Source organism: Klebsiella sp. 2-CIP_Kleb., assembly GCF_050378715.1.
In the GTDB taxonomy this organism is placed as follows: Bacteria; Pseudomonadota; Gammaproteobacteria; order Enterobacterales; family Enterobacteriaceae; genus Klebsiella; species Klebsiella quasipneumoniae.
Map to the genome: position 1 here is coordinate 397611 of NZ_JBNRLG010000002.1, position 25596 is coordinate 423206.

At 60.2% G+C, this 25596-nt stretch carries 24 protein-coding genes; 9 read left to right on the plus strand and 15 right to left on the minus strand.

The annotated features are described in order from the left end of the window. Nucleotides 1-44: 44 nt before the first annotated feature. Nucleotides 45-953 (minus strand): DMT family transporter, encoded by a 909-nt coding sequence (locus ACQUTP_RS09840; protein WP_094309539.1) that lies wholly within the window; start codon nt 951-953, stop codon nt 45-47. Nucleotides 954-1077: 124 nt separating this feature from the next. On the opposite strand from ACQUTP_RS09840, the gene ACQUTP_RS09845 reads away from it, so the two are divergent. Further along, the gene (locus tag ACQUTP_RS09845) at nt 1078-2412 is read left to right on the plus strand and encodes a PLP-dependent aminotransferase family protein (protein ID WP_080847288.1); all 1335 of its coding nucleotides are present in this window, start codon (nt 1078-1080) and stop codon (nt 2410-2412) included. On the opposite strand, the gene ACQUTP_RS09850 is transcribed toward ACQUTP_RS09845, so the two are convergent. Further along, nucleotides 2409-3872: a PLP-dependent aminotransferase family protein gene (locus tag ACQUTP_RS09850; RefSeq protein ID WP_096833610.1), complete on the minus strand. Its 1464-nt coding sequence runs from the start codon at nt 3870-3872 to the stop codon at nt 2409-2411. The two genes, ACQUTP_RS09845 and ACQUTP_RS09850, sit on opposite strands and share 4 nt — an antisense overlap. Nucleotides 3873-4112: 240 nt before the next feature. On the opposite strand from ACQUTP_RS09850, the gene ACQUTP_RS09855 reads away from it, so the two are divergent. Genes ACQUTP_RS09855 through ACQUTP_RS09870 form a run of 4 tightly spaced genes read left to right on the plus strand, consistent with a single transcriptional unit; the run spans nt 4113 to nt 7087 of the window. Further along, entirely contained in the window at nt 4113-4964 is an 852-nt protein-coding gene (locus tag ACQUTP_RS09855) for a transporter substrate-binding domain-containing protein (RefSeq protein WP_023319919.1), read from the plus strand. A gap of 47 nt (nt 4965-5011) precedes the next feature. After that, entirely contained in the window at nt 5012-5653 is a 642-nt protein-coding gene (locus ACQUTP_RS09860; protein ID WP_002893187.1) for an amino acid ABC transporter permease, read from the plus strand. A gap of 14 nt (nt 5654-5667) precedes the next feature. Further along, nucleotides 5668-6333 (plus strand): amino acid ABC transporter permease, encoded by a 666-nt coding sequence (locus ACQUTP_RS09865; RefSeq protein ID WP_004885631.1) that lies wholly within the window; start codon nt 5668-5670, stop codon nt 6331-6333. Continuing rightward, on the plus strand, nt 6326-7087 hold the full coding sequence (locus ACQUTP_RS09870; protein ID WP_004151676.1) for an amino acid ABC transporter ATP-binding protein: 762 nt from the start codon (nt 6326-6328) through the stop codon (nt 7085-7087). Before ACQUTP_RS09865 ends, ACQUTP_RS09870 begins: the two co-directional genes overlap by 8 nt. Nucleotides 7088-7141: 54 nt before the next feature. Here ACQUTP_RS09870 and ACQUTP_RS09875 read toward each other — a convergent pair whose 3' ends face one another. Further along, nucleotides 7142-7906, minus strand: coding sequence for an SDR family NAD(P)-dependent oxidoreductase (locus tag ACQUTP_RS09875; protein WP_057213863.1), 765 nt, complete (start codon nt 7904-7906; stop codon nt 7142-7144). 180 nt (nt 7907-8086) lie between these two features. On the opposite strand from ACQUTP_RS09875, the gene ACQUTP_RS09880 reads away from it, so the two are divergent. Continuing rightward, on the plus strand, nt 8087-9424 hold the full coding sequence (locus ACQUTP_RS09880) for an aspartate aminotransferase family protein (protein WP_285755635.1): 1338 nt from the start codon (nt 8087-8089) through the stop codon (nt 9422-9424). Between the two features lie 732 nt (nt 9425-10156). On the opposite strand, the gene ACQUTP_RS09885 is transcribed toward ACQUTP_RS09880, so the two are convergent. The 5 genes from ACQUTP_RS09885 to ACQUTP_RS09905 form a co-directional block, all read right to left on the minus strand. Next, nucleotides 10157-10861, minus strand: coding sequence for an ABC transporter ATP-binding protein (locus ACQUTP_RS09885; RefSeq protein ID WP_004885642.1), 705 nt, complete (start codon nt 10859-10861; stop codon nt 10157-10159). Then, nucleotides 10848-11684, minus strand: a complete 837-nt coding sequence (locus ACQUTP_RS09890; RefSeq protein ID WP_049004471.1) for an ABC transporter ATP-binding protein — start codon at nt 11682-11684, stop codon at nt 10848-10850. The genes ACQUTP_RS09885 and ACQUTP_RS09890 overlap by 14 nt, the downstream gene beginning before the upstream one ends. Continuing rightward, nucleotides 11677-12510 (minus strand): ABC transporter permease, encoded by an 834-nt coding sequence (locus tag ACQUTP_RS09895; protein ID WP_004885647.1) that lies wholly within the window; start codon nt 12508-12510, stop codon nt 11677-11679. Before ACQUTP_RS09895 ends, ACQUTP_RS09890 begins: the two co-directional genes overlap by 8 nt. Further along, complete coding sequence (locus ACQUTP_RS09900; protein ID WP_049004472.1) at nt 12510-13532, minus strand: ABC transporter permease; 1023 nt, start codon at nt 13530-13532, stop codon at nt 12510-12512. The genes ACQUTP_RS09895 and ACQUTP_RS09900 overlap by 1 nt, the downstream gene beginning before the upstream one ends. Before the next feature lie 120 nt (nt 13533-13652). Continuing rightward, the gene (locus tag ACQUTP_RS09905; protein ID WP_080935924.1) at nt 13653-15221 is read right to left on the minus strand and encodes an ABC transporter substrate-binding protein; all 1569 of its coding nucleotides are present in this window, start codon (nt 15219-15221) and stop codon (nt 13653-13655) included. Between the two features lie 205 nt (nt 15222-15426). On the opposite strand from ACQUTP_RS09905, the gene ACQUTP_RS09910 reads away from it, so the two are divergent. Further along, nucleotides 15427-16122, plus strand: coding sequence for a GNAT family N-acetyltransferase (locus tag ACQUTP_RS09910; protein ID WP_017899033.1), 696 nt, complete (start codon nt 15427-15429; stop codon nt 16120-16122). A 53-nt stretch (nt 16123-16175) separates the two neighbouring features. Here ACQUTP_RS09910 and ACQUTP_RS09915 read toward each other — a convergent pair whose 3' ends face one another. From ACQUTP_RS09915 to ACQUTP_RS09925, 3 genes are all read right to left on the minus strand, one after another. Further along, the gene (locus tag ACQUTP_RS09915) at nt 16176-16394 is read right to left on the minus strand and encodes a YgdI/YgdR family lipoprotein (RefSeq protein ID WP_004885657.1); all 219 of its coding nucleotides are present in this window, start codon (nt 16392-16394) and stop codon (nt 16176-16178) included. Between the two features lie 624 nt (nt 16395-17018). After that, nucleotides 17019-17819: a PhzF family phenazine biosynthesis protein gene (locus tag ACQUTP_RS09920; RefSeq protein ID WP_080935923.1), complete on the minus strand. Its 801-nt coding sequence runs from the start codon at nt 17817-17819 to the stop codon at nt 17019-17021. Then, the gene (locus tag ACQUTP_RS09925; protein ID WP_004885662.1) at nt 17809-18477 is read right to left on the minus strand and encodes a helix-turn-helix transcriptional regulator; all 669 of its coding nucleotides are present in this window, start codon (nt 18475-18477) and stop codon (nt 17809-17811) included. The genes ACQUTP_RS09920 and ACQUTP_RS09925 overlap by 11 nt, the downstream gene beginning before the upstream one ends. Before the next feature lie 201 nt (nt 18478-18678). Between ACQUTP_RS09925 and ACQUTP_RS09930 the strand changes: the two genes are divergently transcribed. Beyond that, complete coding sequence (locus tag ACQUTP_RS09930; RefSeq protein WP_049004475.1) at nt 18679-19035, plus strand: hypothetical protein; 357 nt, start codon at nt 18679-18681, stop codon at nt 19033-19035. Nucleotides 19036-19098: 63 nt separating this feature from the next. Here ACQUTP_RS09930 and betA read toward each other — a convergent pair whose 3' ends face one another. From betA to betI, 3 genes are read right to left on the minus strand one after another with little or no spacing between them, the layout of a single operon-like run. Further along, nucleotides 19099-20763 (minus strand): choline dehydrogenase, encoded by a 1665-nt coding sequence (betA, locus tag ACQUTP_RS09935; protein ID WP_017899036.1) that lies wholly within the window; start codon nt 20761-20763, stop codon nt 19099-19101. Nucleotides 20764-20776: 13 nt separating this feature from the next. Then, nucleotides 20777-22249 (minus strand): betaine-aldehyde dehydrogenase, encoded by a 1473-nt coding sequence (gene betB, locus ACQUTP_RS09940; RefSeq protein ID WP_004885669.1) that lies wholly within the window; start codon nt 22247-22249, stop codon nt 20777-20779. A 13-nt stretch (nt 22250-22262) separates the two neighbouring features. After that, nucleotides 22263-22850 (minus strand): transcriptional regulator BetI, encoded by a 588-nt coding sequence (gene betI, locus ACQUTP_RS09945; RefSeq protein WP_017899038.1) that lies wholly within the window; start codon nt 22848-22850, stop codon nt 22263-22265. Between the two features lie 128 nt (nt 22851-22978). On the opposite strand from betI, the gene betT reads away from it, so the two are divergent. After that, nucleotides 22979-25012 carry a choline BCCT transporter BetT gene (betT, locus tag ACQUTP_RS09950; protein WP_032753851.1) on the plus strand — a complete coding sequence of 678 codons (2034 nt, stop codon included), beginning with the start codon at nt 22979-22981 and terminating at the stop codon, nt 25010-25012. A gap of 45 nt (nt 25013-25057) precedes the next feature. Here betT and ivy read toward each other — a convergent pair whose 3' ends face one another. After that, nucleotides 25058-25504 (minus strand): Ivy family C-type lysozyme inhibitor, encoded by a 447-nt coding sequence (gene ivy, locus ACQUTP_RS09955; RefSeq protein ID WP_017899040.1) that lies wholly within the window; start codon nt 25502-25504, stop codon nt 25058-25060. Nucleotides 25505-25596: the final 92 nt, after the last annotated feature.

Consider the following 25596-nt stretch of genomic DNA (forward strand, 5'->3'; position numbering starts at 1 on the left):
AGCGGTTACGCCGCCGAAACCCGGGACGGCGGATGTAGGGGCGGTCAATCACTGCTCCTGCTCTCTGCGCTAACCCGCCGGCGGCCACATTTGCGCGAGCCCACCACGCACAGCACCACGCCGAGGGTAACCGCCAGCATCAAGGGGCTGACGGTTTCGTGCAACAGCGCCGCCGACAGGCCAAGCCCGAAGAACGGCTGCAATAGCTGGAGCTGGCCGACGGCGGCGATCCCGCCCGCGGCCAGCCCTTTGTACCAGAAGATAAAACCGATCAGCATACTGAAGAGCGACACATAGCCGAGCGCGGTCCAGGAGGAGGCCGATATGGCATGCCAGGACGCAGGCTGAACCATCAGCGAGGCGGGGAGCATCAACGGCAGGGCAATCACCAGCGCCCAGCAGATCACCTGCCAGCCGCCGAGCTCCCGCGTCAGCTTCGCCCCTTCCGCATAGCCGAGGCCGCAGGCGATAACCGCCGCCAGCATCAGCAGATCGCCGCTGAGCGACGTCGCCGCGCTTTGCGTCAGGGCGAATCCCATCACCAGCAGACTGCCCAGCAGCGAAAAGATCCAGAAAGCGCGCTGCGGACGCTCGCCGCCGCGCAGCACGCCAAAAATAGCGGTCATCAGCGGCAGCAGACCAATAAACACAATCGAATGCGCCGAGGTGATGCGCTGCAGGGCCAGCGCCGTGAGCAGGGGAAAGCCGATCACCACCCCTGATGAGATGATGATCAGGGGGACAAGCTGCACCAGGCGCGGGCGTTTCTGGCGAAAGCCGACCAGCAGGGCGACGGCAAGCAGCCCGGCGATGGAGGCGCGCAGAAAGGTCAATAACAACGGATCCATATCCTGCACCGCCAGCCGCGTCGCGGGCAGGGAACCGCTAAAAATAATCACCCCCAGTAAACCATGAAACCATCCGGACCAGGGACCGGGCGCCGATTTATCCAATATTGAATCTACCACGTTAACCTCGCGTTATCTGATTGGGCTGCGCCCGCTTGAGCATCGTCAGTGGCGATGGTAATGTGGCCAATCTGATACAATCAAATTATTGTCATAGATACATTTCACGATGAAAGCTCGATACAAAGCCGTTGTCGACCGATACGCGCAGGCGATCCGCAGCGGGCAGCTGCCCGCCGGCAGCCGTCTGCCAACTCACCGTACCCTTGCCGCCGATGAACGCCTCTCGCTGGCCACCGCCACCCGCGTCTACCGTGAACTGGAAGAGATGGGGCTGGTTAGCGGCGAAACCGGCCGCGGCACCTTCGTGCGCGACCTCGCGCTGCCGCCGGGGCATGGGGTCGATCAGCAGGTGGTGGCCGCTGACGTCGTGGATCTTAACTTCAACTACCCTTCGCTGCCGGCGCAGGGCGATGCGCTGCGCGAGGCGCTCAGGCAGCTGGCGATGGCGGGCGATATTGATTCGCATCTGCGCTATCAGCCTCACGCCGGGCGGCTCGCCGAGCGGGACATTATCGCCCGCCATTTGACCTGCCGACACTTTGCGCCGGCCGCGGAAAATGTCCTGATCGTTAACGGCGCACAGCACGGGCTGGCGGTGACCGTTATGGGGCTGTTACGTCCGGGCGATGTGGTGGCGGTTGATGCTCTGACCTATTCGGGCTTCAAGGTTCTGGCGGCGCTCTATCATCTGGAGCTGGCGGCCATCCCCTGTGGGGCCGAGGGGCCGGACCTGCAGGCGCTTCATGCGCTGTGCCAGCAGCGGCGAGTGCGGGCGGTGTATACCATGCCGACGCTGCACAATCCGCTGGGCTGGGTGCTCAACGCCGGGCAGCGGCAGGCGCTGGCCGACCTCGCGCGCCAGCACGATCTGCTGATTATTGAAGATGCGGCTTACGCCAGGCTGGTGAGCCGCCCGCCGCCGCCGGTGGTCAGCTATGCGCCGGAAAGAACGGTGTATGTCACCGGATTTTCGAAAAATATCGCCACCGGGCTGCGCGTGGGGGTGGTGATTTCTCCGCCGCGCTATCGGCCGGAGATTGAGCGCGCCATCCGGGCCACGACGTGGAATACGCCGACGCTGATAAGTTCGCTGATTTGCGCCTGGATTGAAGATGGCACGGTGGCCCGCTTTGAAACACAGAAACGCCAGGATGCGCGACAGCGGCAGCAGGTGGCCCGCGAGGTGCTTTGTGGGCTTCCCGTTGTCAGTCATCCCGATTCGTACTTCGTCTGGCTGCCTCTGGGGGAAGAGAGCCGGGCCGATCGGCTGGCGAACGCGCTGATGGAACGGCGTATTTCGGTGTCGACCGCCGAGCCGTTCTGCGTCTCCGCCACGATCCCACAGGCGCTGCGCGTTGCGCTCGGATCGGTGCCTTTCGACAGTCTGCGCCCGGCGCTGCTCAGCGTGCGCGATGCCGTTGAGTACGAACAATATCGCTAACCCATCTGCTCCAGCTGGCCGCGCAGGACCTCCACCCCCTGGGCGATGGCGTCGGGGTTAATGGCGTGGAATCCCATGCGAAAGTAGTTATCCGGCGGCGCGGCGCTGAGAAAATGGCGCGCCCCGGGCTCAATCAGCACGCCGGCGTGGGCGGCGCGCCAGGTGAGCTGCTGGGTGTTGATCTGCGCCGGGGTCTGCAGCCAGAAGGCGTTAGCGTGTTCGCTCCCCGCCAGCGCGCGACAGGACGGCAGATAGCGCTGCAGGGCGGCGTGCAGGCGCTCCCAGCGCTGGGCGGAGTCGTAGTGGTAGCGCCGCAGATGGGTTTCATAATGTCCCTGGGCGAGGAAATGGGCCATCTGGTACTGAATGTTGGTCGGCGGATGGCGATAGACCAACCGGCGCAGGGCGCGCGCCTCGTCGATCAGGTCCGGGTCGGCGACCATAAATCCCAGCCGCAGCCCCGGCGACAGCGCCTTTGACAGGCTGCTGACATACACCACCCGGCCGCTGCGGTCGCTGGCCTTCAGCGCCGGCAGCGGGTTGAGGGTAAAGTTACTCTCCGAGTCATAATCATCTTCAATGATCACCGCGTCATGGCGGGCGGCATGCTCCAGCAGCTGGCGACGCCGCGCGCTGCTCATTGCCACCCCGGTGGGCACCTGGTGGCCGGGGGTGACATAGTAGTAATCGCAGGGACGTTCGTTAAGCACGATCCCCTCTTCATCCACCGGGTGCGGCACCACCTCGGCGTCGGCGAGCAGAAAGGTGTTGATGGCTTCGCGAAAGCAGGGGTTTTCGACGCCAATGCGGGTGGTGGAGGAGAGCAGCAGCCGGGTCAGCAGGTAGAGGGCGTTTTGCGAGCCCAGGGTGATGAGAATTTCGTCCGGGGCGGCGACAATGCCGCGCTTGGGCAGCACCCGGGTGCGGATCTGCTCGATGAGCATCGGCACATCCTGGTCAATATGGTCGATGACCCACGCCGGGTCGCGCACCCCGCCGTGCAGCCAGTTCGCCGCCGAGCGCCAGGTGGCCAGCGGGAACTGACGGGTATCGGGCTGGCCGTAGATAAACGGGTAGCGGTAGTGCATCCAGCCCGCCGGTTTGAGGATCGACTCCTGCTGGCTGGGGGTCATCTGCAGCCGGTCGCCCCAGCGTGGTGCAGCCGCTTCGCGCTGCGGTGCACTCTCGACCGCGGCAGGTGAAGCATCGTGATAGTGGGGGTGCAGGTAGTAACCACTTCGCGGGCGGCTAATCAGGTAGCCCTCGTTGACCAGACTTTCGAACACCAGGGCGGTGGTGTTGCGCGAGACGCGCAGCTGGCTGGCCAGCTGGCGGCAGGAGGGGAGCGGGGTGTCGGCGGCGAAGATCCCGCTGAGAATGGCATTCACCAGCGTCTCTCGCACCTGCTCCTGCAAACCGCGGCCAGGCTCAAAATCAACGTGTAACAGGTGACGGATCATACGGGGCTCCTCTGGCAATAACGCATCGCGACCACCCCATAAGCTCAGCAAATTCCATACCACCCTTCCGCCATCTGACACAGCGATGCGGCCCATCTGGCTCTATACGGAATTGCAAAACGCTCCCACATTAAAAACGCATTCAGCCGCCGTGGACCGGAACCTCCCGGCCTCTATTTTGCATAAACCTTTTCGCGTTCTGGAATGAACCCGTCTGGCCAATCCATCAGGGGTGAAATAATGAAAAAATCATTGGCATCAATATGTCTGAGCGCTGTATTAACGGTTGCTTTTTCTTATCACGCCGTCGCGGCCGATCTGCCGGAAATAGAAAAATCCGGCACCCTGAAAGTGGCGACGGAAGATGATTATGCGCCGTTTAACTTTATGAATAATGGCCAGGCCGATGGCTTTAACAAGGATATGCTTGAGGAGTTACGTAAATACGCCAAATTTCATGTCGACCAGAGCATATTACCATGGACCGGATTATTAGCGGCTGTCTCCACCGGGCAATATGATATGGCCTTAACCGGGGCGGTTATTACCGATGAGCGGCTGAAGGTTTTTGATTTCACCCCGCCGTGGGCCTCTGCACAGCACTATTTTGTCAAACGCGCTGGCGATACCTCGCTAAATACCATTGCCGATCTCAGCGGCAAAAAAGTGGGCGTGCAGGCGGGCAGCGCGCTGCTGGCGCGTTTGCCGGAGCTGAAGGCGATGCTGGAGAAGACCGGCGGCAAGCTGGGACCGGTGGTGGAGTACCCCTCCTATCCGGAAGCCTACGCCGACCTGGCGAATAAGCGGCTGGATTACGTGATTAACGTGGTTATCTCGGTGAACGACCTGGCGAAAGCCAAACCGAAGGTCTTCGCCAAAGGGCTGGCCGTCTCCGGACCTGGCTATATGGCGTGGCCGATCCCGAAAAACTCGCCGCAGCTGCTGGCCTATATGACCAAGTTTATGAACCACATGAAGGAGACCGGCAAGCTCGCCGAGCTGCAGAAAAAATGGTTCGGCGAAACCTATGACAACCTGCCCACCGAGGCGATCACCAGCCCGGAACAGTTTCATAAGCTTGCCGGTCTGTAATATTTCGCGGCGGGCGACCGCCGCCTGTTGCTGAGAAGGAGGGCCTCATGGATGCAATTTCCTGGCAGTTATTAATCGAAGGCGCATGGACGACCCTCTGGATTTCGGCCATCGCTATCGCCTTCGGGGTGGTGGCGGGGCTGCTGATCGCCCTGGTGCGGATGCTGCGTCTGCCGGTTATCGACCAGCTGCTGGTGGTCTATATCAGCCTGGCCCGCGCGACGCCGCTGGTGACGCTGGTGCTGTTTCTGTTTCTTTCGCTGCCCACGATGGGTATTAACCTCGACAAGAACGTGGCCGCGATTGTGGCGCTGACGCTTAACACGTCGGCGTTTAACGCTGAGATCTGGCGCAACGCCTTCCGCACCTTTCCGCGCGAACAGCGGGAGGCGGCGGAGTCGGTGGGAATGCGCCGCTGGACCTACTTCCGCTACATCATGCTGCCGCAGATGTGGATCGAGAGCCTGCCGGCGCTGGTCAATGAGATGTCGTTTTTGATCAAAGGTAGCCCGGCGATCGCCGTGATTGGCGTGGTGGATCTTACCCGGGTGACCAACCGTATCTCCTCGGTCACCTACGAGCCGCTGTCGCCGATCCTCGCCGCCGGCCTGCTGTATGTGGCGATCATCGGCTGTTTGTTGAAGCTGCAGGGGATCGCGGAACGGAAAGCCAGGCGCCTGGCGCGCTAGCAACGGGAGGTATTATGAATCAGTGGGGCGTTATCTGGTCGGTACGCGATAGCTTTATTGCCGGGTTATTCGCGACCCTCGAACTGTTTATTACCGCCGCCCTGGCGGCCCTTATTATCGGTATTGCGCTGTGCTATTTGAGTGAATATCAAAAGAAAGTCCTTAACCGGGTTATCATTGGCTTTGTCAGCCTGATGCGCGCGATCCCTTTTTTGATCCTCGCCTATCTGCTGTATTACGGACTGCCGCAGCTCGGTATTAGCATGGAGCCGTGGACCGCCGGTTTATTGGCCCTGATTATTTATCATGGCGCCTACTTCTTTGAAATATTGCGCAGCCAGCGGCGGGTATTTTCCGGCGGGTATATTGAAGCGGCGATTGCTCAGGGCTTTTCTCGCTATGCCATTTTTCGGCGGATTATTTTACCCAATATCGTCTCTTCCGCCTTACCGCTGATCGGCAATCAGCTGATTATCTGCCTGAAGGACACCGCTTTCCTGAGCATTATTACCGTTCAGGAGATCACCGCCGCCGCCAACAGCGTCCAGGCGACCTATTTTATTCCGTTTAACGCCTTTATCGTCGCCATTGGGCTTTACTGGGCGATCAGCATTCTGCTGGAACTGCTGATTAAGCGCCTGACCGCCTGGGGAGCCAAACGAGGAATGAGCCATGCCTGAGTCTATTGCCGTAAGCGTCAAAAACGTCTCCAAGCAGTTCGATAATGTGGAAGTCCTGCGGGATATTAACCTGACGGTGGAGAAGGGGACCGTGGTGAGTATTCTCGGTTCGTCCGGGTCGGGAAAATCCACCCTGCTGCGCTGTATGAACTGGCTGGAACAGCCGGACCGCGGTGAAATTCATATCGGCGGTCAGCGGCTGGGGATTGATGAACAGCGCGGCCGGGCGATGTCGCACCGCCAGCTGGCCAAAATCCGCGAGCGGGTGGGGATGGTGTTTCAGAGTTTTAACCTGTGGCCGCATCTGACCGTGCAGCAAAACGTCAGTGAGGCGCTGCTGCGCGTTAAGGGCATGAAGCGGGACGAGGCGAAGGCCATGGCCATGCAGCAGCTGGAGAAAGTCGGCATGGCGCACAAAGCCGATGTCTACCCGATCACCCTCTCCGGCGGGCAGAAGCAGCGGGTGGCGATCGCCCGTTCGCTGGCGATGTCGCCAGAAGTCATCCTCTTCGATGAACCGACCTCGGCGCTGGATCCGGAGCTGGTGAACGAGGTGTTAGGAGTGATGAAAGCCCTTGCCGCCGAGGGCTACACCATGGTGGTGGTGACCCACGAGATGGATTTTGCCCGCCAGGTGTCCAATGAGGTGGTGTTTCTGGAGAAGGGGCTGCTGATTGAGAAGGCGCCGCCGGAGAAGTTTTTCACGCAACCTGACTCCGAGCGCGTCAGGCAGTTTCTGCAAAGCAGCCGCTAGACCGGCCTGTACCCCCTGCCGGCAGCGCCGGCAGGGGAAAAACCACGCGCTCGTCTAGTCCCGGTCAATAGCGAACGGCTGCCACGCCTGACGCACCGGCATCACCTCTACCCGGTTAATGTTCATATGCGCCGGCAGCGTGGCGATATAAAACATCTGCTCGGCGATATCGTGCGCGCTCAGCGGCGTGGTGCCGCGATAGAGCTTATCCGATGCCGCCTGGTCGCCCTTAGTGCGCACCAGGGTAAATTCGGTCTCGGCAATCCCCGGCGCCAGATCGGTGACTCGCACGCCGGTGCCAAGCAGATCGCAGCGCAGGTTATAGCTGAACTGTTTCACGAAGGCCTTGCTGGCGCCATAGACATGGCTGCCGGGATAGGGCCACTGTCCGGCGATCGAGCCGATATTGATAATGCTCGCTCCGGCGCCATGGCGAATCAGCGTCGGCAGCAGGGCGTGGGTGACCGTCACCAGACCGGTGACGTTGGTGTCGATCATCGTTTTCCAGTCCTCCAGCGCCACCTCCTGCGCCGGCAGCGGCGACAGCGCCAGCCCGGCGTTGTTGATCAGGGTGGTGACATCGGCGAAATCGGCGGGCAGCGACGCCACGGCGGCAGCCACTGCCTCGCTGTCACGAACGTCAAGCTCAATAATATGCACCGGCACCTTAGCGGCGAGGCTGTCCTGTAAGGCCTTCAGTCGCGGATAGCGGCGCCCGCTCAGCACCAGCGACCAGCCCGCGTCGGCAAACACCTGCGCTGCCGCTTCGCCAAAACCCGAGGTCGCCCCGGTGATAAACACTACGTTGCTCGTTGCCATCTCATTCTCCTGTGCGGTTGTCCCTCCACTATAAAAACGCCGGACGGCAAGGCACAGGGCCAGACGGCGGACGCGGATGTGACACCGTGTCACATCGTTTTTCGCGCACTGGCTCTATCCGTTTTGCGCGGCCGCGGCCAATGATGAAGCCAACCACAACGACATGAGAGAGGGCAGGGTATGAAGCTGGCACTACAGAACGAGGTCGCGGTAAGCAATGATGAAGTTCGGCAGCTGGATCGCGCTTATGTGTTTCATTCATGGTCGATGCAGGGCAATCTCCATCCGCTGGTGATTGCCGGGGCGCAAGGCTGCGAGCTATGGGATTACGAGGGGAATACCTGGCTCGATTTCAGCAGCCAGCTGGTGAACGTCAACATTGGCTATCAGCACCCCCGGGTACTGGCGGCCATGAAGGCGCAGCTGGAGACCCTGGTCACCATCGCGCCCGCCACCGCCAACCTTGCCCGCGGCGAAGCGGCGAAGCGCATCGTCGACCTGGCGCCGGCGGGCTTCAGCAAGGTGTTCTTCACCAACGCCGGGGCGGATGCCAATGAGAACGCGATTCGCATGGCGCGGCTCTATACCGGGCGCGACAAGGTGCTCTCGGCCTATCGTTCCTACCATGGCAACACCGGCAGCGCGATCGCCGCCACCGGCGACTGGCGCCGGGTGCCGAATGAGTTCTCCCGCGGCCATATACACTTCTTCAACCCCTACCTTTACCGCAGCGAGTTCAACGCCGCGACCGAGGAAGAGGAGTGCCAGCGCGCGCTGGCGCATCTGCGGCGGATCATTGAATGCGAGGGGCCGACGGCCATCGCGGCGATCCTGCTGGAGTCCATCCCCGGCACCGCCGGGATCCTCGTGCCGCCGGCAGGCTATATGCAGGGCGTGCGCGCTCTGGCCGACGAGTTTGGCATCGTGCTGATCCTCGATGAGGTGATGGCCGGCTTTGGCCGCACCGGCAGCTGGTTCGCCTTCGAACAGGATGGCGTGGTGCCGGATCTGGTGACCTTTGCCAAAGGGGTTAACGCCGGCTACGTGCCGGCGGGCGGGGTGCTGATTAGCGAGCCGATTGCCCGCTATTTTGACGACCACTTTTTTGCCGGCGGGCTGACCTACTCCGGCCATCCGCTGGCGATGGCGGCGATTGTCGCCACCATCGACGCGATGAAAGAGGAGAAGGTGGTTGAGAACGCGGCCTATATCGGCAACGAGGTGCTGCGCCCCGGTCTCGAGGCGCTGGCGGAGATGCACGCCATTATCGGCGAGGTGCGTGGTCGCGGCCTGTTCCAGGCGCTGGAGCTGGTGAGCAGCCGTGAACAAAAAACGCCGCTGACTGCCGCCGACATGGCCGCGATCAAAGGGGCCCTGACCGAGGCCGGGCTGCTGGTCTTTGTGGTGGAGAACCGCATTCACGTGGTGCCGCCGTGCACCATTACTGCTGAGCAGGTGGCGCAGGGGCTGGCGATTTTTGATGCGGTATTCGCCCGCTTTGCCAGCCTGGCGAAGTAGGGGAGTGGCATCGGATAACGTTATCCGGCAGTACGCTTGCCGGGCCTAAACGCCAGCCGGACGGTTCCCTCTCCCTCCGGGAGAGGGCCAGGGTGAGGGGAAGCACTGCAGTGTGGTTGTTTATGTTATCTGTGGCTTCAGCGTAGTTTGCGCTCCCGGTTAATCGTCTGCGTTATGTCACTCATGGCGCAGGGAGCGCACAGGGGGCGGCCAGTCGCCGCCGCCCCCTGTACCCCCGGGCTCCGGCCAGCAACATCGCCGCTGCGCGGTGCCTTCGACTTATCCCTGCAGGCTTCGGGTCGGGCCGAGGCAGCGTCCCTGCAAAACACGGCCCTCAGCCCGCATCCATGCGGGCTGCCCCGGCCTTCCGGGAACGTCTCAGCGATTTTGAGGCCGCCAGCCCCGGCAGTTTCAGCAAGGCTGGTGAATAAATTAACGGCAGGTCGCACGAATCGTAGGTCGGGTAAGCGAAGCGCCACCCGACAAAGCAACGGCGCATCGGGCTAAGGCGCCGGGCAGCGGGGACAGGGTGCGCTCTGTTGCCCTCACCCCGGCCCTCTCCCACAGGGAGAGGGGGAAAACCGAGCCTCACTCCGGCCCTTCATACATAGGGATAGGGGGAAAACTGGCAGTTTCAGTCGCCGCAAGTGGGTAAATTAACGGCAGGTCGCACGAATCGTAGGTCGGGTAAGCGAAGCGCCACCCGACAAAACAACCGCGCATCCGCTGCCTTCACCTCATTCGGTGTTCCCCGTTGACCAGCGCGTCGCGATCGAAAAAGCGCTGGATCACGCCCTCCGCCATAAACGCTGCCCGATCGGACATATGGGCGATGACGTCGGCATCATGGCTGACCAGCAGATAGGTCATGCCGTGCTCCTGTTTCAGGCGGTTAAGCAGATTGAGGATTTCCGCCTGTACCGACATATCCAGTGCCGAGGTCGGCTCATCCAGCAGCAGGAGCTGCGGGCGCAGCAGCAGGGCGCGGGCAATGGCCACGCGCTGCCGTTGACCGCCGGAGAGCTGATGCGGATAGCGGCGCGCGGCGTCGGCGGCCAGACCCACCTGCTCAAGGGCGGTGGTCACCCGCGAGGCAACGTCGCGGATGCCGTGGATCTGCAGCGGCTCCGCCAGGGTGCGCCACAGGGTATGGTTGGGATGCAGCGAAGCATACGGATCCTGAAACACCATCTGCACGTTGCGCCGCAGCTCGCCCTGAAAGCGGGCGCCCGGCGTAATGGCCTGGCCAAGTAGATCCACGCTGCCGCGCCATTCGCGCTGCAATCCAGCGAGCACGCGCAAAATCGTCGATTTACCGCAGCCCGAGGCGCCGATCAGGCTGAAGGTTTCCCCGGCGTCGACACGGAAACTGGCGGCGGAGACCGCCGTCTTCGCGCCGAATGTTACCTGTAAATCCTGAAGATTAACGATCGCCATGGGCCGTCTCCGTAAAGTCCTGAGTTCTGTCGAGGGTCGGCAGCATCTGGCCGTAAGTATGCGCATTCGGCCGGCAGGTCCACAGGGTGCGGGTATAAGGGTGCGTCGCCGTCGGTAGCGCCCGCGCTGGCATCTCGTCGACCTGTCTCCCCTGGTACATCACCAGCACGCGATCGCAATGCGCGGCCACTAACGGCAGATCGTGGCTGATCAGTAACATGGCCATCTGCCGCTGCGCGCACTGCTCCACCAGCAGCTCGAGGATCTGGTTGCGCAGGCGGGCGTCAAGGGCCGAGGTCGGCTCGTCGGCTATCAGCACCTTCGGGTTATTGAGCAGCGCGAGGGCGATCATTACCCGCTGCCCCATCCCGCCGGAGAGTTCGCCGGGATAGCGGCTGAGGACCGGGAGCTCCAGACCGACGGCGGCGATAGCGTCTTTGACCGCCTCGGCGCGCCCGCGGCGGCTGAGACGCTGATGCAGGGTTAACGCCTCTTCCAGCTGCGTCTGAATGGATTGCACCGGATTCAGCGCATAGCGCGGGTCCTGCAGCACCATAGCGATATCGTTGCCGCGCAGCTCGCGCCAGCCGCGGGCGCTAAGGGTCAGCACATCACGCCCCAGCACCTCCAGCCGTTCGGCGCTCACTATCCCGGGCTTGCGCACCAGGCCCATCAGCGCCCGGGCGGTCATGGATTTGCCGGAGCCGGATTCGCCCACCAGCGCCAGCCGCTCGTTGCCGAGGGTGAAGCTGACGTTGTCCACCACCCGGGCGGTGGGGTAGTCGACAGCGAGTCCCTGCACGGTCAGTCGGATGTCAGTCATGTTGCGGCTCCAGAATATCGCGCAGGCCATCGCCCAGCAGGTTAAACGCCAGGCTGGCGAGCAGGATCGCCGCGCCGGGGATGGCAGCGATCCACCACTGGTCGAAAATCACCTGCATCCCGTCGGCAATCATCGCTCCCCACTCCGCCATCGGCGGGCGGGCGCCAAGGCCGAGAAAGCCGAGCCCGGCGGCGGCGAGAATAATACCCGCCAGATCGAGCGCCAGCCGGACTATCGCCGACGGCAGACATAGCGGCAGAATATGGCCGACCAGCAGCCGCCCGCCGCGGATGCCCAGCATCTCCGCCGCGGCGAGATAGTCGCTATGACGCAGGCGCTGAATTTCGCTGCGCGCCTGACGGGCGTAGGCCGGCCAGGTAGTCAGGGCTAACGCCAGCGCCCCGTTGACCAGCCCCGGGCCGAGCATCGCCACGAACGCGAAGGCGAGGATCAACCGCGGCATCGACATCACCACGTCGGTAAACCGCATCAGTATTCGCTCCAGCCACCCGCCATAGTAGCCGGAGAGGATACCCACCAGCAGCCCGACGGGCAGGGTAATGGCGGTTACCAGCGCCACCAGACCCAGCGCCGGACGGGCGCCGTAGAGCAGGCGCGACAGCAGGTCACGGCCGTAGCTGTCGGTGCCGAGCCAGTGCCCCGCGCCAGGTCCCTGCAGACGGGCGGCGGCATCCTGCCAGTTGGGATCGTGCGGCGCCAGCCACGGGGCGAACAGCGCGGTCAGCACCAGCAGGATCACCAGGGCCAGGCCGCTGAAGGCGGCGGGTGATCGGCGCAGACGGCGTAAAAACAGATAAGTCGGCATCAGCGCACCCTCGGGTCGGTTAACCGCACCAGCAGGTCGGTCAGGTTATTGATCAGCACAAAACTCACGCCAATCAGCAGCGTGCCGCCCATGATCGCCGTGGTATCCCCGGCGAACAGCGCGGTGGTGAGGTAGCGGCCGATCCCCGGCCACGAGAAGACGGTTTCGGTGAGCACCGCCCCTTCGAGCATCGAGGTCCAGGCGAGGGCGGTCACCGTCAGCAGAGTGCCGCGGATATTGGGCAGGACGTGGCGCAGCAAAATCGTCATCTCTCCGGCCCCTTTGGCCCGCGCCAGCAGAATGTACTCTTTGTTCATCTCGCTCAGGCAGGCGGAGCGGGTCAGGCGGGTGATACTCGCCAGCGAGTAATAGGCCAGCACCAGCACCGGCAGCGCCAGATGGCCGATGGCATTTTTAAATGCGGCGGTATCGCCGGAGAGCCAGGTGTCGATCAGCGCAAAACCGCTGCGCGGCTCGACGGTGTACTGATAAATATCGTCGAGTCGACCCGGGCCCGGCGCCCACTGCAGCCGGGCGTAAAACAGGGCCAGCATCAGCAGGCCGAGCCAGAAAATGGGCACCGAGTTGCCCAACAGGGTAAAGGTGCGCACCGCCAAATCCCACGGCGAACCGGCGTAACGGGCGCACAGTACCCCGGCGACGATGCCCAGTACCGCGCCGACGATCAGCGCCAGGGTCGCCAGCTCAAGGGTTGCCGGAAAGACCGCCAGCAGGTCGTGAAGCACCGGCTGGCCGGTGGCGCTGGCGATGCCAAGATCGCCATGGGACAGGTTGACCAGGTAGTGCCAGAACTGGACCGGCAGCGGTTGGTCGAGACCCAACTGATGGCGAACCTGGTCGTAAGTCGACTGACTGGCATGGTCGCCGACGATCTGCAGCACGCGGTCGACCGGCGACAGCGCGGAGAGCGCGAAGGTGACCAGCAGCAGCCCGAACAGCGTCAGCAGCAGGGTAAACAGCCCCTGCAGCAGGCGGGTAAAATGAGTGGAAAACGATGGCATGGAAAATGGAAATTCCTGGTATATCAACATGGTTCCCGGCGGCGCGACGCCCACCGGACCCGGGTGGCGAAACGGTCATCCGGGCAGGGCGAGGCCGCCATGCCCGGTGACATAACCCGCTTACTTGGTGACGTTATCGTACCAGACCATATCGGCGTTCAGCCCCTGCTGATAGCCCTTCACGTTGTCGCGCACCACGATCTGGGTTTTCCCCTGGTCAATAAAGATGTATGGCGAATGCTGCAGCAGGGTTTCCTGCATCGTTTTGTACAGGTCGAGGCGTTTCGCCGGGTCCGGCTCCGCCACCGCGGCGAGGGTGGCTTTATTCAGCTCAGGGATCTGCCAGCCGTTGAGCCCGGCCACGGTGCTGGATTTACCATCGTTCCATGCAAAGGCGCTGGCGTTGGAATGGGCATCAAAGTAGTCCGGGATCCACAGGCGGATCGCCGCCTGATGCTGCTTCGCGCGCACCCGGGCATAGACCTGGCTGCCGGCGGCCGGCAGCAGATCCACCTTCACCCCGCCCTGGGCAAAGCTGGCCTGCAGCGACTGGGCGATGGTGATAAACGGCGGTTTGTTCTCCACGTCGAGGGTGAAGTGGGCATCCTTAATGCCCGCTTTATCGAGGATAGCCTTAGCTTTTTGCGGGTTGAAGGTGAATGGATTGGTCTCCAGCGCCCCCGGCAGTCCGGCCGGCAGGAAGCTTTGATGAATAAAGTACTGTCCTTTCAGCAGATTTTTGGTGATGCCTTCATAATCGACCAGCCAGCGCGCCGCCTCCCAGAAGGCCGGATTATTCAGCAGCGGGTTGGCGCTGTTGTCGGTATTAAACACCAGGTAGTTTTGCTCGGCGGACGGGATGCTCAGCACCTTCACGCCGGGTTTATCCTGCAGGGCGGCTATCTGGTCAGCGCCGAGGTCGCGGGCCACGTCGGCATCCCCCTGCTGGATCAGCAGGCGGCGGGAAGCCGGGTCGGGGACGTTTTTAATAATAATGCTTTTGATCTTTGGCGCGCCGGTGGGGGAGCTGGCGTTGGCCTCCAGCACGATGGCCTGATGCGGCTGGTAGACGCGCATTTTATAGGCCCCGCTGCCCGCCGAGTGCATCTTCAGCCAGTCGTTGCCGAAGTCGTTATTTTTCGCGTTCGGCGCCACCTGTTTTTCATCAACGATGGAGGCGATGGGGGTGGAGAGAATATTCAGCGCCACCGCCGGGCTGACGTCGGCGGTCCAGTGCAGCGTCAGGGTATGATCGTCAACTTTTTTCAGCTGGCTGGCGATGTTGTCCGGCTGCCAGCCGAGCACGTTAAGAATAAACGCTGGCGATTTATTCAGCGTCACCGCGCGGGTGTATGAGAAAATCACATCTTCCGGGCGCAGCGGATTACCGGAGGCGAATTTGGCATCCGGCTTCAGTTTAATGGTCAGGGTTTTCGCCGCCGGATCGGCCTGCCAGCTTTCGGCGAGAATCGGTACGATTTTTTCAGGGTTGTTGCGGTCCGGCTGCACCAGACGCTGGTAGAGGCTGGGGACCGTCTGAATGCTGGAGAGTTCGTTTGCTTCCGCCGGGTCGAGGCTGACGATATCGTCGAGACCCTGGGCGACCACCAGCGTGTTGGGCGGCGTGGCGGCATGCGCGGCGGTGGAGAGCGCCGTCAGTACCAGTAAAGGCAACAGTTTTTTGGTCATGTGCAATCCCTGAAAAATGGTTATTTTAATTTTTTATGCCTCGCTACGTTAGGCCGCTTGCCAAAAGGCGTAAAGTCAAAATAAGGATATTCTTATGCTAAAAACGCATAATCAAGAACGACAGGTTATTGCCGGTCGCGCAGAAGCGCCTTTCTCCGCTGCGGGCTTCTTGCTATAACGCATTGTCTATTGCGAGGAGGTGGGTGTGCCGGAAATCAATGAGTTTGGCCAGCAGGTGAACGACCTTGTCCCAGGCTGGCAGGGGGCGCGAGTCCTGCGACGGACGGCGTTAAATGGCCGTTTTTGTCGACTGGAGCCGCTGGACGTTGACCGTCATGCGGCGGATCTGTTTGCCGCCTATGCGCTCGGTGACAACAGCGACTGGACGTGGCTGGCGTCTACGCGGCCGGAGAGCGTGGCAGCGACCGCCCACTGGATCGCGGGCAAGGTGAATGATGATGCCCTGGTACCGTATGCGGTGATTGACCTCCATAGCGAGCAGGCGGTGGGCATCGTCAGCTATATGGCGATCGAACGGGAAATGGGCACGGTTGAGATCGGCCATGTCACCTGGTCGCGACGGATGAAAAACACCCCGCTGGGTACCGAAGCGGTCTGGCTGCTGCTGAAGAACGGCTTTGACCATGGCTATCGTCGGCTGGAGTGGAAATGCGATTCGATGAATGTCGCCTCGCGCCGCGCCGCCGAACGGCTGGGCTTTAGCTGGGAAGGACGCCTGCGGCAGAGGCTGGTGCGTAAAGGGCGGACGCGCGACAGCGATATGCTGTCCATCATCGACGGCGAGTGGCCTGCGCGCGATGCGGCGCTGCGGGCGTGGCTGGCGGCGGAAAACTTTACTGCCGACGGGCAGCAGATCAAACGCCTGGAGGCGTTTCGCTAACTCTGCAAAGTGAATGGGCAGAGCGCATCACGCCAGCTCTGCCCATACAAAGGCTATTTCTCGATCATCTGAATAATTTGATCCCGGTTAATGGCATGTTCATTTCCCGCGATATCCTCATAGGTGATTAACCCAGTATCGTCATCGACCTCCGGTTTTCCGTGGGTGATAATCATCTCACCATTTTTTTTCTCTAATACATAATCGCTGGAACACCCCGCAACGGTGAACGTTAATAATGCCAAACCGAATACTGCAACGAACTTTTTCATTGTGCTACCTGTTGTAAGAAAGCCACGGTGGGCCGCAGAATATGACAGACTAACCAGTTATCGAAAGTGGGTCATAATTAACACCGAATAAAGTATTAACATGGCGACTAACGTAATAACCACAATACGACGCTCAAGGGGCGTGGCCTTTTTCTTAGATTCATCATCTGGTTTTGTTAACATAATATTCTCTCTGTTAGCCCTGTCAGTGCTCCCGATTCCGACACCGGCAGAGGTGAGTTCTCGGCAATATTGTCGGGATGAACGACTTGCTAGTTGTTATTTAATACCCAGAGTTAAAGTAACGATTCCAGTGATAACCATTCAAAGACCCGTTCAGGCATTTTTGGCTAACACAACATTAAAAATCTCATTTTTATGGCTGAAGCTGGCTATGCCTGCCGCAGACTCTGTTGCGCAGGCAGCACGCTTATTATCTTTTCGCACGTAACGGATAAGAAATGCCTGTTATTATCAATGCTCCGGGGCTGGAAACGGCAAACCCCGGATGACGTTATTAAATGATTCTCACCAAAATATTAATGAGGCCTATTTAAGATGATGAGAATCACAATTCGCCATTAAGCTAATATAATTTTGCAAATAAGCTATAGATTCGTCGGTTTACAAAATAAAGGTACCTTCAATAACCAGACAGGCTTCGCCTGAGAGTTCAACACGTCCGTTATCTTTGATGTGGCAGAAGAGTTCTCCCTTACGGTTGCCACCTTGCTGGGCATGAAGCGTTTTTTTCGCCAGTTTCTCACTCCACAGCGGCGCCAGAAAAGTATGTGCCGAACCGGTGACCGGATCTTCGTTGACTCCCACCTGCGGACCGAACCAGCGAGAACGAAAATCGAAGGTCCGTGATGCGGAGGTGACCACCACGCCACGGGTGTTGAAGGCATTCAAGGCGTTAAAGTCGGGTTTAAGCGCGTCCAACAGCGCTTCGTCATCAATGACGACAATAATATCGGAGGCTTGCCAGGTTTCACCTGCGTCTTCAGCCAGTCCCAGCGCCTTGAACAATCCTTGCGGCGCGGCGATGGGTGACGGAACAACCAGCGGAAAATCCAGGGTATATTTTCCATCATGCAACGTGACGTCCAGCGCGCCGCTGCGGGTGAAAAAACGCACCCGTTCGCGCGCTTGTTGATTGAGCAGCACGCTGGCCGCAGCCAGCGTGGCATGACCGCAGAGATCGACCTCGACGGCTGGGGTAAACCATCGCAATCCGAAACCGTCAGGCTGCCTGACAACAAAGGCCGTTTCCGACAGGTTGTTTTCCGTCGCAATGCGCTGCAGCACGCTATCTTCAGGCCACGCCTCCAGCAAACAAACCGCGGCGGGATTGCCGGTAAAGGGGCCTTTTGAGAAAGCATCGACCTGATAAAAGCGAATGCGCTGCTGTGAATTATTTTTCATTCATCACCTCAAGGTCATTATAAACCGTATATCGTGTTACCCCCAGGGCCTGAGCCGCCTGCTGCACGCCCCCGCGCATTTTAAAAATACCTTTCGTATGCATTTCAGCGACAATTTTCAAACGCTGCGCTTTTTGTATTTTTTTACCCGGCACTGAATATTTATCAATGATTTCCTGGATTGACTGATCGATCAATCCGCCTAAATTAAGATCGACCGCCTCTGCGGCCTCCGCCGGCGATGGCAGCAGCGCGTCAAGGCTCTTGCGTATTTGCTCAAAAGGCGAGGGGTCGACATTAATACAGAAGGCGATAAGCGGATATCCCTCTTCGCTGTAATAAATTGTCGATGCGCTATTGAGCGTTTTCCCTGAAGCGGTGACGGTTTTATAATCGCTTATGGTTCTCGGCTTGTTGTTATTCGTCTTCTGCAGAAGCAGCGCAAAACCGGTATCTTTTTCCGGGCCGGCTAATAAATGATCACCATTACCCCTGCCGCTAACATGACCGTTAATAATTTTGATAATGGAATGTTCAGGGGTAGTGAGATTATGCAACACCACCTCCTGATTCGCTGATAACGTTCCCGCCATGGCGTCCATGGCTGCTTCAAGCGGCCCGGCGATCTGTGCAACCTGCTGTGTGTACTCTGATGTCATGGATGATCCTCTGCTGGAATCGTGGTCAGGAAGCGACCCCGGAACGCCATTTTACCATGGGAGATACGCTGACAGGATTAAGTTATACGCACAATGTTTAATTATCAACAAAAAGTTGAATTTTTAGTGCTGGCAGCGTAAATTCCGCTGCGCAAAGCGTCAGCGCTCATGTCGGGTGCGTCTTTATGTTATGGAAATATAATGAGAATTTTTGGCTTGATAGTCATTGCCGTTCTGCTGGTGGCCTGCGGAGTCATTCACCCCTTCGGCGACAAAACCATCTATCAGACTTATTCGGTATCCGATCGGCTGGGGCTGCACTGGCGCTATGACTGCATACGCAGCGCCCTGAAGCCGCATGGCTATGAGGTTGAGCGCATCATCCCCGAGCAGAATGCGCCAAACTTCTTTGATATTTCGCAGCATGGCACACGAGTCGCCCAGATCGATATGTATCAGGTGGCTGGGGCGAGGGCGATAAGTATCACCCTGATATCCGGTGCAAAACAGGTGAATGCTGCTGTTGATAGCATTATTCAGCCGTGCCTTGAGCGCTAAGGGATGCTGGAAAGGTGAGGAGTGTCCTTTCCGCACGGGAAAGGACAAGCGTGGCCTAAACGGTTAGCGGCGAACCGGCGCGTCGCCAGCGACATAATACGCCGCGGTGCTGCGCGGAAGCGGCTGGCGGCCGCGAATAGCGTCAGCCATCTTCTCGCCGATCATAATGGTGGTGGCGTTCAGGTTGCCGGTGATGATCTGCGGCATAATCGACGCATCGATCACCCGCACGCCTTCCAGACCGTGGACCCGGCCTTCGCCGTCGACCACCGCCATCTCGTCGTAACCCATCTTACAGGTCCCGCATGGGTGGAATGCGGTCTCGGCGTGGTTGCGCACAAACTCATCCAGCTCGGCATCGCTCTGGCAGTCAATACCCGGGCTGATTTCGCGGCCGCGATACTTATCCAGCGCCGGCTGGTTCATGATCTCCCGGGTAATGCGAATGGCGTCGCGGAACTCCTGCCAGTCCTGCTCATGGGACATATAGTTAAACAGGATCGCCGGGTGGGCGTGCGGGTCGCGCGACTTCAGGCGCACGTGGCCGCGGCTGGGAGAACGCATCGAACCGACGTGGCACTGGAAGCCATGCTCTTTCACCGCGTTGGAGCCATTGTAGTTAATCGCCACCGGCAGGAAGTGGTACTGAATGTTCGGCCAGGCGAACTCGGCGCGGCTGCGGATAAAACCGCCCGCTTCGAACTGGTTACTGGCGCCGATCCCGGTGCCGCCGAACAGCCACTCGGCGCCGATCTTCGGCTGGTTCCACCACTGCAGCGCCGGGTAGAGCGACACCGGCTCTTTGCATTCATATTGTAGATACATCTCCAGATGGTCCTGCAGGTTCTCACCCACGCCGGGCAGATCGTGCACCACCGGGATATCGAACTGCCTGAGCAGCTCGGGATTGCCGACGCCGGAGCGCTGCAGGATCTGCGGCGAGGCAATCGCCCCGGCGCACAGCAGTACCTCTTTGTTGGCCGTCGCTTTTGACGGGATAGTGCTTTCCCCCTCCAGCCACTCGACGCCCACCGCGCGCTTGCCGGCAAAAATAATATGATCGGTCAGCGCATGGGTGCGGATGGTCAGGTTGGGGCGACCGCGCGCCTGGTCGAGATAGCCGCGGGCGGTGCTGGCGCGACGGCCCTGCGGCGTCACGGTGCGGTCCATCGGACCAAAGCCTTCCTGTTGGTAACCGTTAAGATCGTCGGTGCGCGGATAACCCGCCTGCACCCCGGCTTCAACCATCGCCTCGAAGAGCGGATTATTGCCCGGCTTCGGCGTGGTGACGCTCACCGGGCCATCGCCACCGTGGTAGTCGTTGGGCCCGATATCACGGGTTTCCGCTTTCCGGTAGTAGGGCAGGCAGTCGAGATAGCTCCAGTGTTCCAGCCCTGGCGCGGCGGCCCAGTTATCGAGGTCCAGGGCGTTGCCGCGTATGTAGCACATGCCGTTGATCAGCGACGAGCCGCCGAGCCCTTTGCCGCGTCCGCACTCCATGCGGCGATTGTTCATGTACGGCTCAGGTTCGGTCTCGTAGGCCCAGTTGTAGCGCTTGCCCTGCAGCGGATAAGCCAGCGCGGCGGGCATCTGGGTGCGGAAATCGAACCGGTAGTCCGGGCCGCCGGCTTCCAGCAGCAGGACGGTGGTGTTTGGATCTTCAGTCAGTCGTGTCGCCAGAACGTTGCCGGCGGAGCCGGCGCCAATAATGATGTAGTCAAATTGCAAAAAAACCTCCCGGTTAAAATATGGACTGGAATTTACCCATCTCAACCTGGATGGACTTCACCTGGGTGTAACTCTGCAGGGTCATCACGCCGTTCTCGCGGCCAATGCCGGAGTGCTTATAGCCGCCGACCGGCATCTCCGCCGGGGATTCCCCCCAGGTGTTGATCCAGCAGATACCCGCTTCGAGCTGATGAATGGCGCTGTGGGCGCGGTTCAGGTCGGCCGTGACGATACCCGCCGCCAGACCGTAGTCGGTATCGTTGGCGCGGCGGATCGCTTCTTCATCGGTGTCATAGGTGAGGATGGACATCACCGGGCCGAAGATCTCCTCGCGCACGATGGTCATCTCATCGCTGCAGTCGGTAAACACGGTCGGGGCCACCCACGCGCCGTTGTCAAAGCCTTCGCCCTTCAGCACGTCGCCGCCGCACAGCAGGTTCGCGCCTTCTGCTTTGCCTTTGGCGATGTAGCGCAGCACATTGTCACGGTGCGGGAAGCTGACCAGCGGGCCAAAATTGGTGCGTTCATCGAACAGATCGCCTGCACGGATGCGGCCCACGCGCTCAACGATTTTCTGCTCAAACGCCGCCTTAACCTTCGCGGGGACGAACACCCGGGTGCCGTTGGTGCACACCTGTCCGGAGCTGAAGAAGTTGGCCATCATGGCGATGTCGGCGGCGAGATCGAGATCCGCATCGTCGAAAATAATCAGCGGCGATTTGCCGCCCAGCTCCATCGTCACCTCTTTCAGGGACGAGCCCGCCGCGTTGGCCATCACCTTTTTGCCGCTGGCGACGCCGCCGGTAAAGGAGACTTTAGCGATACCCGGATGCTCGGTCAGGTACTGGCCGGTCTCCGCGCCCACACCCGGCAGGACGTTAAACACGCCGTCCGGCAGACCCGCTTCGGTATAGATTTCGGCAAGTTTCAGGGCGGTGAGCGGGGTCACTTCGCTCGGCTTGAAGATCATCGCATTGCCGGCGGCCAGCGCCGGGGCGGATTTCCACAGAGCGATCTGGATCGGGTAGTTCCATGCGCCAATCCCGGCCACCACACCCAGCGGTTCGCGGCGGGTGTAGACGAACGACGTCTCGCGCAGGGGGATCTGACTGCCTTCCAGCGCCGGGATCAGCCCCGCGTAATACTCCAGCACGTCCGCGCCGGTGACGATATCCACGGTTGAGGTTTCGGAATACGCTTTACCGGTGTCGAGGGTTTCCAGCTTTGCCAGCTCGTCGTTCCGTTCGCGCAGGATATCGACGGCGCGACGCAGGATGCGCGAGCGTTCCATGGCGGTCATCGCCGCCCAGATTTTTTGCCCACGCCGCGCGCTCTCGACGGCGCGGTCGACATCCTCGCGTCCGGCAGCCTGTACGCTTGCCAGGACTTCACCGTTGGCCGGGTTAATGGTCTCGAAGGTGCGACCGCTGGTGGCGGATGTATAACCACCATGGATATAAAGCTGCTGTTCTGCCATTCGGGACATAAATTCTCCTCGGTTATTCGGTCGGTAAATGCTGGCTGATGAAGTGGCTGGTCAGCGACTGCGCCAGCGTCTTATCCAGCGGTTTGCCGCTGAGCGCCGCCCGTAGCCACAGGCCGTCTATCAGCGCCGCCAGCCCGTAGCCGGCCTCCTGGGCCTGCTGGCGCGGCAGCTCGCGGCGGAACTCGTACACCAGGTTCGACAGCAGGCGGCGGCTGCTCACCTGCTGCAGGCGGTAGAGCATCGGCTGGTGCATGCTGCTGGCCCAGAAGGCCAGCCAGGCCTTCATCGCCGCGCTGCTGATCTGCGTCTCATCAAAGTTGCCGCCGACTATCGCCTGCAGGCGCTCTCCGGCGCTGCCGTCCGGCAGAGCGTGCAGACGGTTGAGCACCGCGTCGCGTAGCTGGCTGGTGATGTCGCGCATGGTCGCCTCCAGCAGACCATTTTTGTCTTTGAAATAGTGACTGATGATCCCCGTCGATACGCCCGCCCGTCGGGCGATCTGCGCGATGGTCGCATCATGCATTCCGACTTCATTTATTGCGTCCAGCGTGGCGTCGATCAGTTGCCTGCGCCGGATTGGCTGCATCCCCAGTTTGGGCATTTTTGCCACTCCATTCATCAGCGTTGGTTAACTATTAAAGCGGTTTTTGATTGGACGTTCAATATAAAATGTGTCTTAATTGTTACGTTATTGAATTTTAATAGTTACAAAAACAGTGGGGATACTGGATGACAGATCTTTCGCAAAACAGAGAAAAGGACAAAATCAATCCGGTGGTTTTTTATACCTCGGCCGGACTGATTTTGTTGTTTTCCCTGATGACGATCTTTTTTCGCGATTTTTCTGCCGAGTGGATTGGGCGCACCCTGGACTGGGTGTCGAAAACCTTCGGCTGGTACTATCTGCTGGCGGCGACGCTGTATATCGTCTTCGTCGTCTGCATTGCCTGCTCGCGCTTCGGCTCGGTGAAGCTCGGGCCGGAGCAGTCAAAGCCCGAGTTCAGCCTGCTGAGCTGGGCGGCGATGCTGTTCGCCGCCGGGATCGGCATCGACCTGATGTTCTTCTCCGTGGCCGAGCCGGTGACGCAATATATGCAGCCGCCGGAAGGGGCGGGGCAGACCATCGAGGCGGCGCGCCAGGCGATGGTCTGGACTCTGTTTCACTATGGCTTAACCGGCTGGTCGATGTATGCCCTGATGGGCATGGCGCTGGGATACTTTAGCTATCGTTATAATTTGCCGCTGACCATCCGCTCGGCGCTGTACCCGATTTTCGGCAAACGGATCAATGGGCCCATCGGCCACAGCGTCGATATCGCGGCGGTGATCGGCACCATCTTCGGCATCGCCACTACCCTCGGCATTGGCGTGGTGCAGCTCAACTACGGTCTGAGCGTGCTGTTCGATATTCCGGACTCGCTGGCGGCGAAAGCGGCCCTGATTGCGCTGTCGGTGATCATCGCCACCATCTCGGTCACCTCCGGGGTGGACAAGGGCATCCGCGTGCTCTCTGAACTGAACGTCGCCCTCGCGCTGGGGCTGATCCTGTTCGTGCTGTTCATGGGCGATACCTCCTTCCTGCTCAATGCGTTAGTGCTCAACGTCGGCGACTACGTCAACCGCTTTATGGGCATGACGTTGAACAGCTTCGCCTTCGACCGCCCGGTAGAGTGGATGAACAACTGGACGCTCTTTTTCTGGGCGTGGTGGGTGGCCTGGTCGCCGTTCGTTGGCCTGTTCCTGGCGCGCATTTCGCGCGGGCGCACCATCCGCCAGTTTGTGATGGGCACCCTGATCATTCCGTTCACCTTTACCCTGCTGTGGCTGTCGGTGTTCGGCAACAGTGCGCTGTATGAGATCATCCACGGCGACGCGGCCTTTGCCGAGGAGGCGATGCTCCACCCGGAGCGCGGCTTCTACAGCCTGCTGGCGCAGTATCCGGCGTTTACCTTTAGCGCCTCGGTGGCGACCATTACCGGTCTGCTGTTCTACGTCACCTCCGCCGACTCCGGCGCGCTGGTGCTGGGGAATTTCACCTCGAAGCTGAAGGACATTAACAGCGACGCCCCGAACTGGCTGCGCATCTTCTGGTCGGTAGCTATCGGCCTGCTAACCCTCGGGATGCTGATGACCAACGGCATCTCGGCGCTGCAGAACACCACGGTGATCATGGGGCTGCCGTTCAGCTTTGTGATTTTCTTCGTGATGGCCGGACTGTATAAATCCCTGAAAGTGGAAGATTACCGCCGGGTCAGCGCCAGCCGCGACACCGCCCCGCGCCCGATGGGCCTGCAGGACCGGCTGAGCTGGAAGAAGCGCCTGTCGCGGCTGATGAATTACCCGGGCACGCGCTATACCAAACAGATGATGGAGACGGTGTGCTACCCGGCGATGGAGGAAGTGGCCCAGGAGCTGCGGCTGCGCGGCGCCGCGGTGGAACTGAAGAGCCTGCCGCCGGAAGAGGGTGAGAACCTTGGCCACCTCGACCTGCTGGTGCACATGGGCGACGAGCAGAACTTTATCTACAAGATCTGGCCGCAGCAGTACTCGGTGCCGGGCTTTACCTACCGGGCGCGCAGCGGGAAATCCACCTATTACCGGCTGGAGACCTTCCTGCTGGAGGGCAGCCAGGGTAACGACCTGATGGACTACAGCAAAGAGCAGGTGATCACCGATATTCTCGACCAGTACGAGCGGCACCTGAACTTTATCCATTTGCACAGGGAAGCGCCGGGGAACAGCGTGATGTTCCCGGATGGCTAGCCAGGGAGCCCCCGTCGGCGAAAGGCTGACGGGGGCGACGGGCGGTTACTGGTAGTTAAAGGCGTCCGGATGGTTGTCGAGGCTACCGCTGAGGGCGGCAAACAGCACGGTTTTGCCATCGATGGACAGGGCGTCGCTGACGTTAAGCCAGGTCAGCTTCTCCTGGTCGGTTTTTTCATCGACCACCGAGTAAACACCTGACATCTGTTTGCTTTTCTCCGACCAGATCACCGCGATACGCTCGTGGCCGCAGTCGTGGGGTTTGCAGGCGCTTAACACCTGCCAGGATTCGCTGCCCAGCTTCACCGTCTGCGCCGGCGAACCGGTGCCGCCGGTGGTCACCCAGGCGGGCAGCTGATGGCCTTTGACCATCTGGTTAAACGACGCCCGGGTGGCGCTATCGTGGGCCAGACTGTTCAGCGTGACGTCGCCTTGCGCCATAACGCTGGCGGAGGCGGCTAAGGCGATAATAGCGGTAAGCGTTTTAAACATGTTTCCTCCTGGACTTATTCCGTCCTGATAACAAGCCTCTTTATAGTGAGCGTAGATAATGATTAATGCAAACTTTGACATATATCCCGTGA

Coding starts and splice junctions, on each gene's coding strand:
- ACQUTP_RS09870 (WP_004151676.1), top strand. CDS start 6,326: ATGCCTGAGTCTATTGCCGTAAGCGTCAAAAACGTCTCCAAGCAGTTC.
- ACQUTP_RS09885 (WP_004885642.1), bottom strand. CDS start 10,861: ATGGCGATCGTTAATCTTCAGGATTTACAGGTAACATTCGGCGCGAAG.
- ACQUTP_RS09895 (WP_004885647.1), bottom strand. CDS start 12,510: ATGCCGACTTATCTGTTTTTACGCCGTCTGCGCCGATCACCCGCCGCC.
- ACQUTP_RS09925 (WP_004885662.1), bottom strand. CDS start 18,477: ATGACATCAGAGTACACACAGCAGGTTGCACAGATCGCCGGGCCGCTT.
- betB (WP_004885669.1), bottom strand. CDS start 22,249: ATGTCCCGAATGGCAGAACAGCAGCTTTATATCCATGGTGGTTATACA.
- ACQUTP_RS09920 (WP_080935923.1), bottom strand. CDS start 17,819: ATGAAAAATAATTCACAGCAGCGCATTCGCTTTTATCAGGTCGATGCT.
- ACQUTP_RS09855 (WP_023319919.1), top strand. CDS start 4,113: ATGAAAAAATCATTGGCATCAATATGTCTGAGCGCTGTATTAACGGTT.
- ACQUTP_RS09900 (WP_049004472.1), bottom strand. CDS start 13,532: ATGCCATCGTTTTCCACTCATTTTACCCGCCTGCTGCAGGGGCTGTTT.
- ACQUTP_RS09880 (WP_285755635.1), top strand. CDS start 8,087: ATGAAGCTGGCACTACAGAACGAGGTCGCGGTAAGCAATGATGAAGTT.
- ACQUTP_RS09930 (WP_049004475.1), top strand. CDS start 18,679: ATGAGAATTTTTGGCTTGATAGTCATTGCCGTTCTGCTGGTGGCCTGC.
- betI (WP_017899038.1), bottom strand. CDS start 22,850: ATGCCCAAACTGGGGATGCAGCCAATCCGGCGCAGGCAACTGATCGAC.
- ACQUTP_RS09850 (WP_096833610.1), bottom strand. CDS start 3,872: ATGATCCGTCACCTGTTACACGTTGATTTTGAGCCTGGCCGCGGTTTG.
- ACQUTP_RS09890 (WP_049004471.1), bottom strand. CDS start 11,684: ATGACTGACATCCGACTGACCGTGCAGGGACTCGCTGTCGACTACCCC.
- betT (WP_032753851.1), top strand. CDS start 22,979: ATGACAGATCTTTCGCAAAACAGAGAAAAGGACAAAATCAATCCGGTG.
- ACQUTP_RS09875 (WP_057213863.1), bottom strand. CDS start 7,906: ATGGCAACGAGCAACGTAGTGTTTATCACCGGGGCGACCTCGGGTTTT.
- ACQUTP_RS09865 (WP_004885631.1), top strand. CDS start 5,668: ATGAATCAGTGGGGCGTTATCTGGTCGGTACGCGATAGCTTTATTGCC.
- ACQUTP_RS09915 (WP_004885657.1), bottom strand. CDS start 16,394: ATGAAAAAGTTCGTTGCAGTATTCGGTTTGGCATTATTAACGTTCACC.
- ACQUTP_RS09905 (WP_080935924.1), bottom strand. CDS start 15,221: ATGACCAAAAAACTGTTGCCTTTACTGGTACTGACGGCGCTCTCCACC.
- ACQUTP_RS09860 (WP_002893187.1), top strand. CDS start 5,012: ATGGATGCAATTTCCTGGCAGTTATTAATCGAAGGCGCATGGACGACC.
- ivy (WP_017899040.1), bottom strand. CDS start 25,504: ATGTTTAAAACGCTTACCGCTATTATCGCCTTAGCCGCCTCCGCCAGC.
- ACQUTP_RS09845 (WP_080847288.1), top strand. CDS start 1,078: ATGAAAGCTCGATACAAAGCCGTTGTCGACCGATACGCGCAGGCGATC.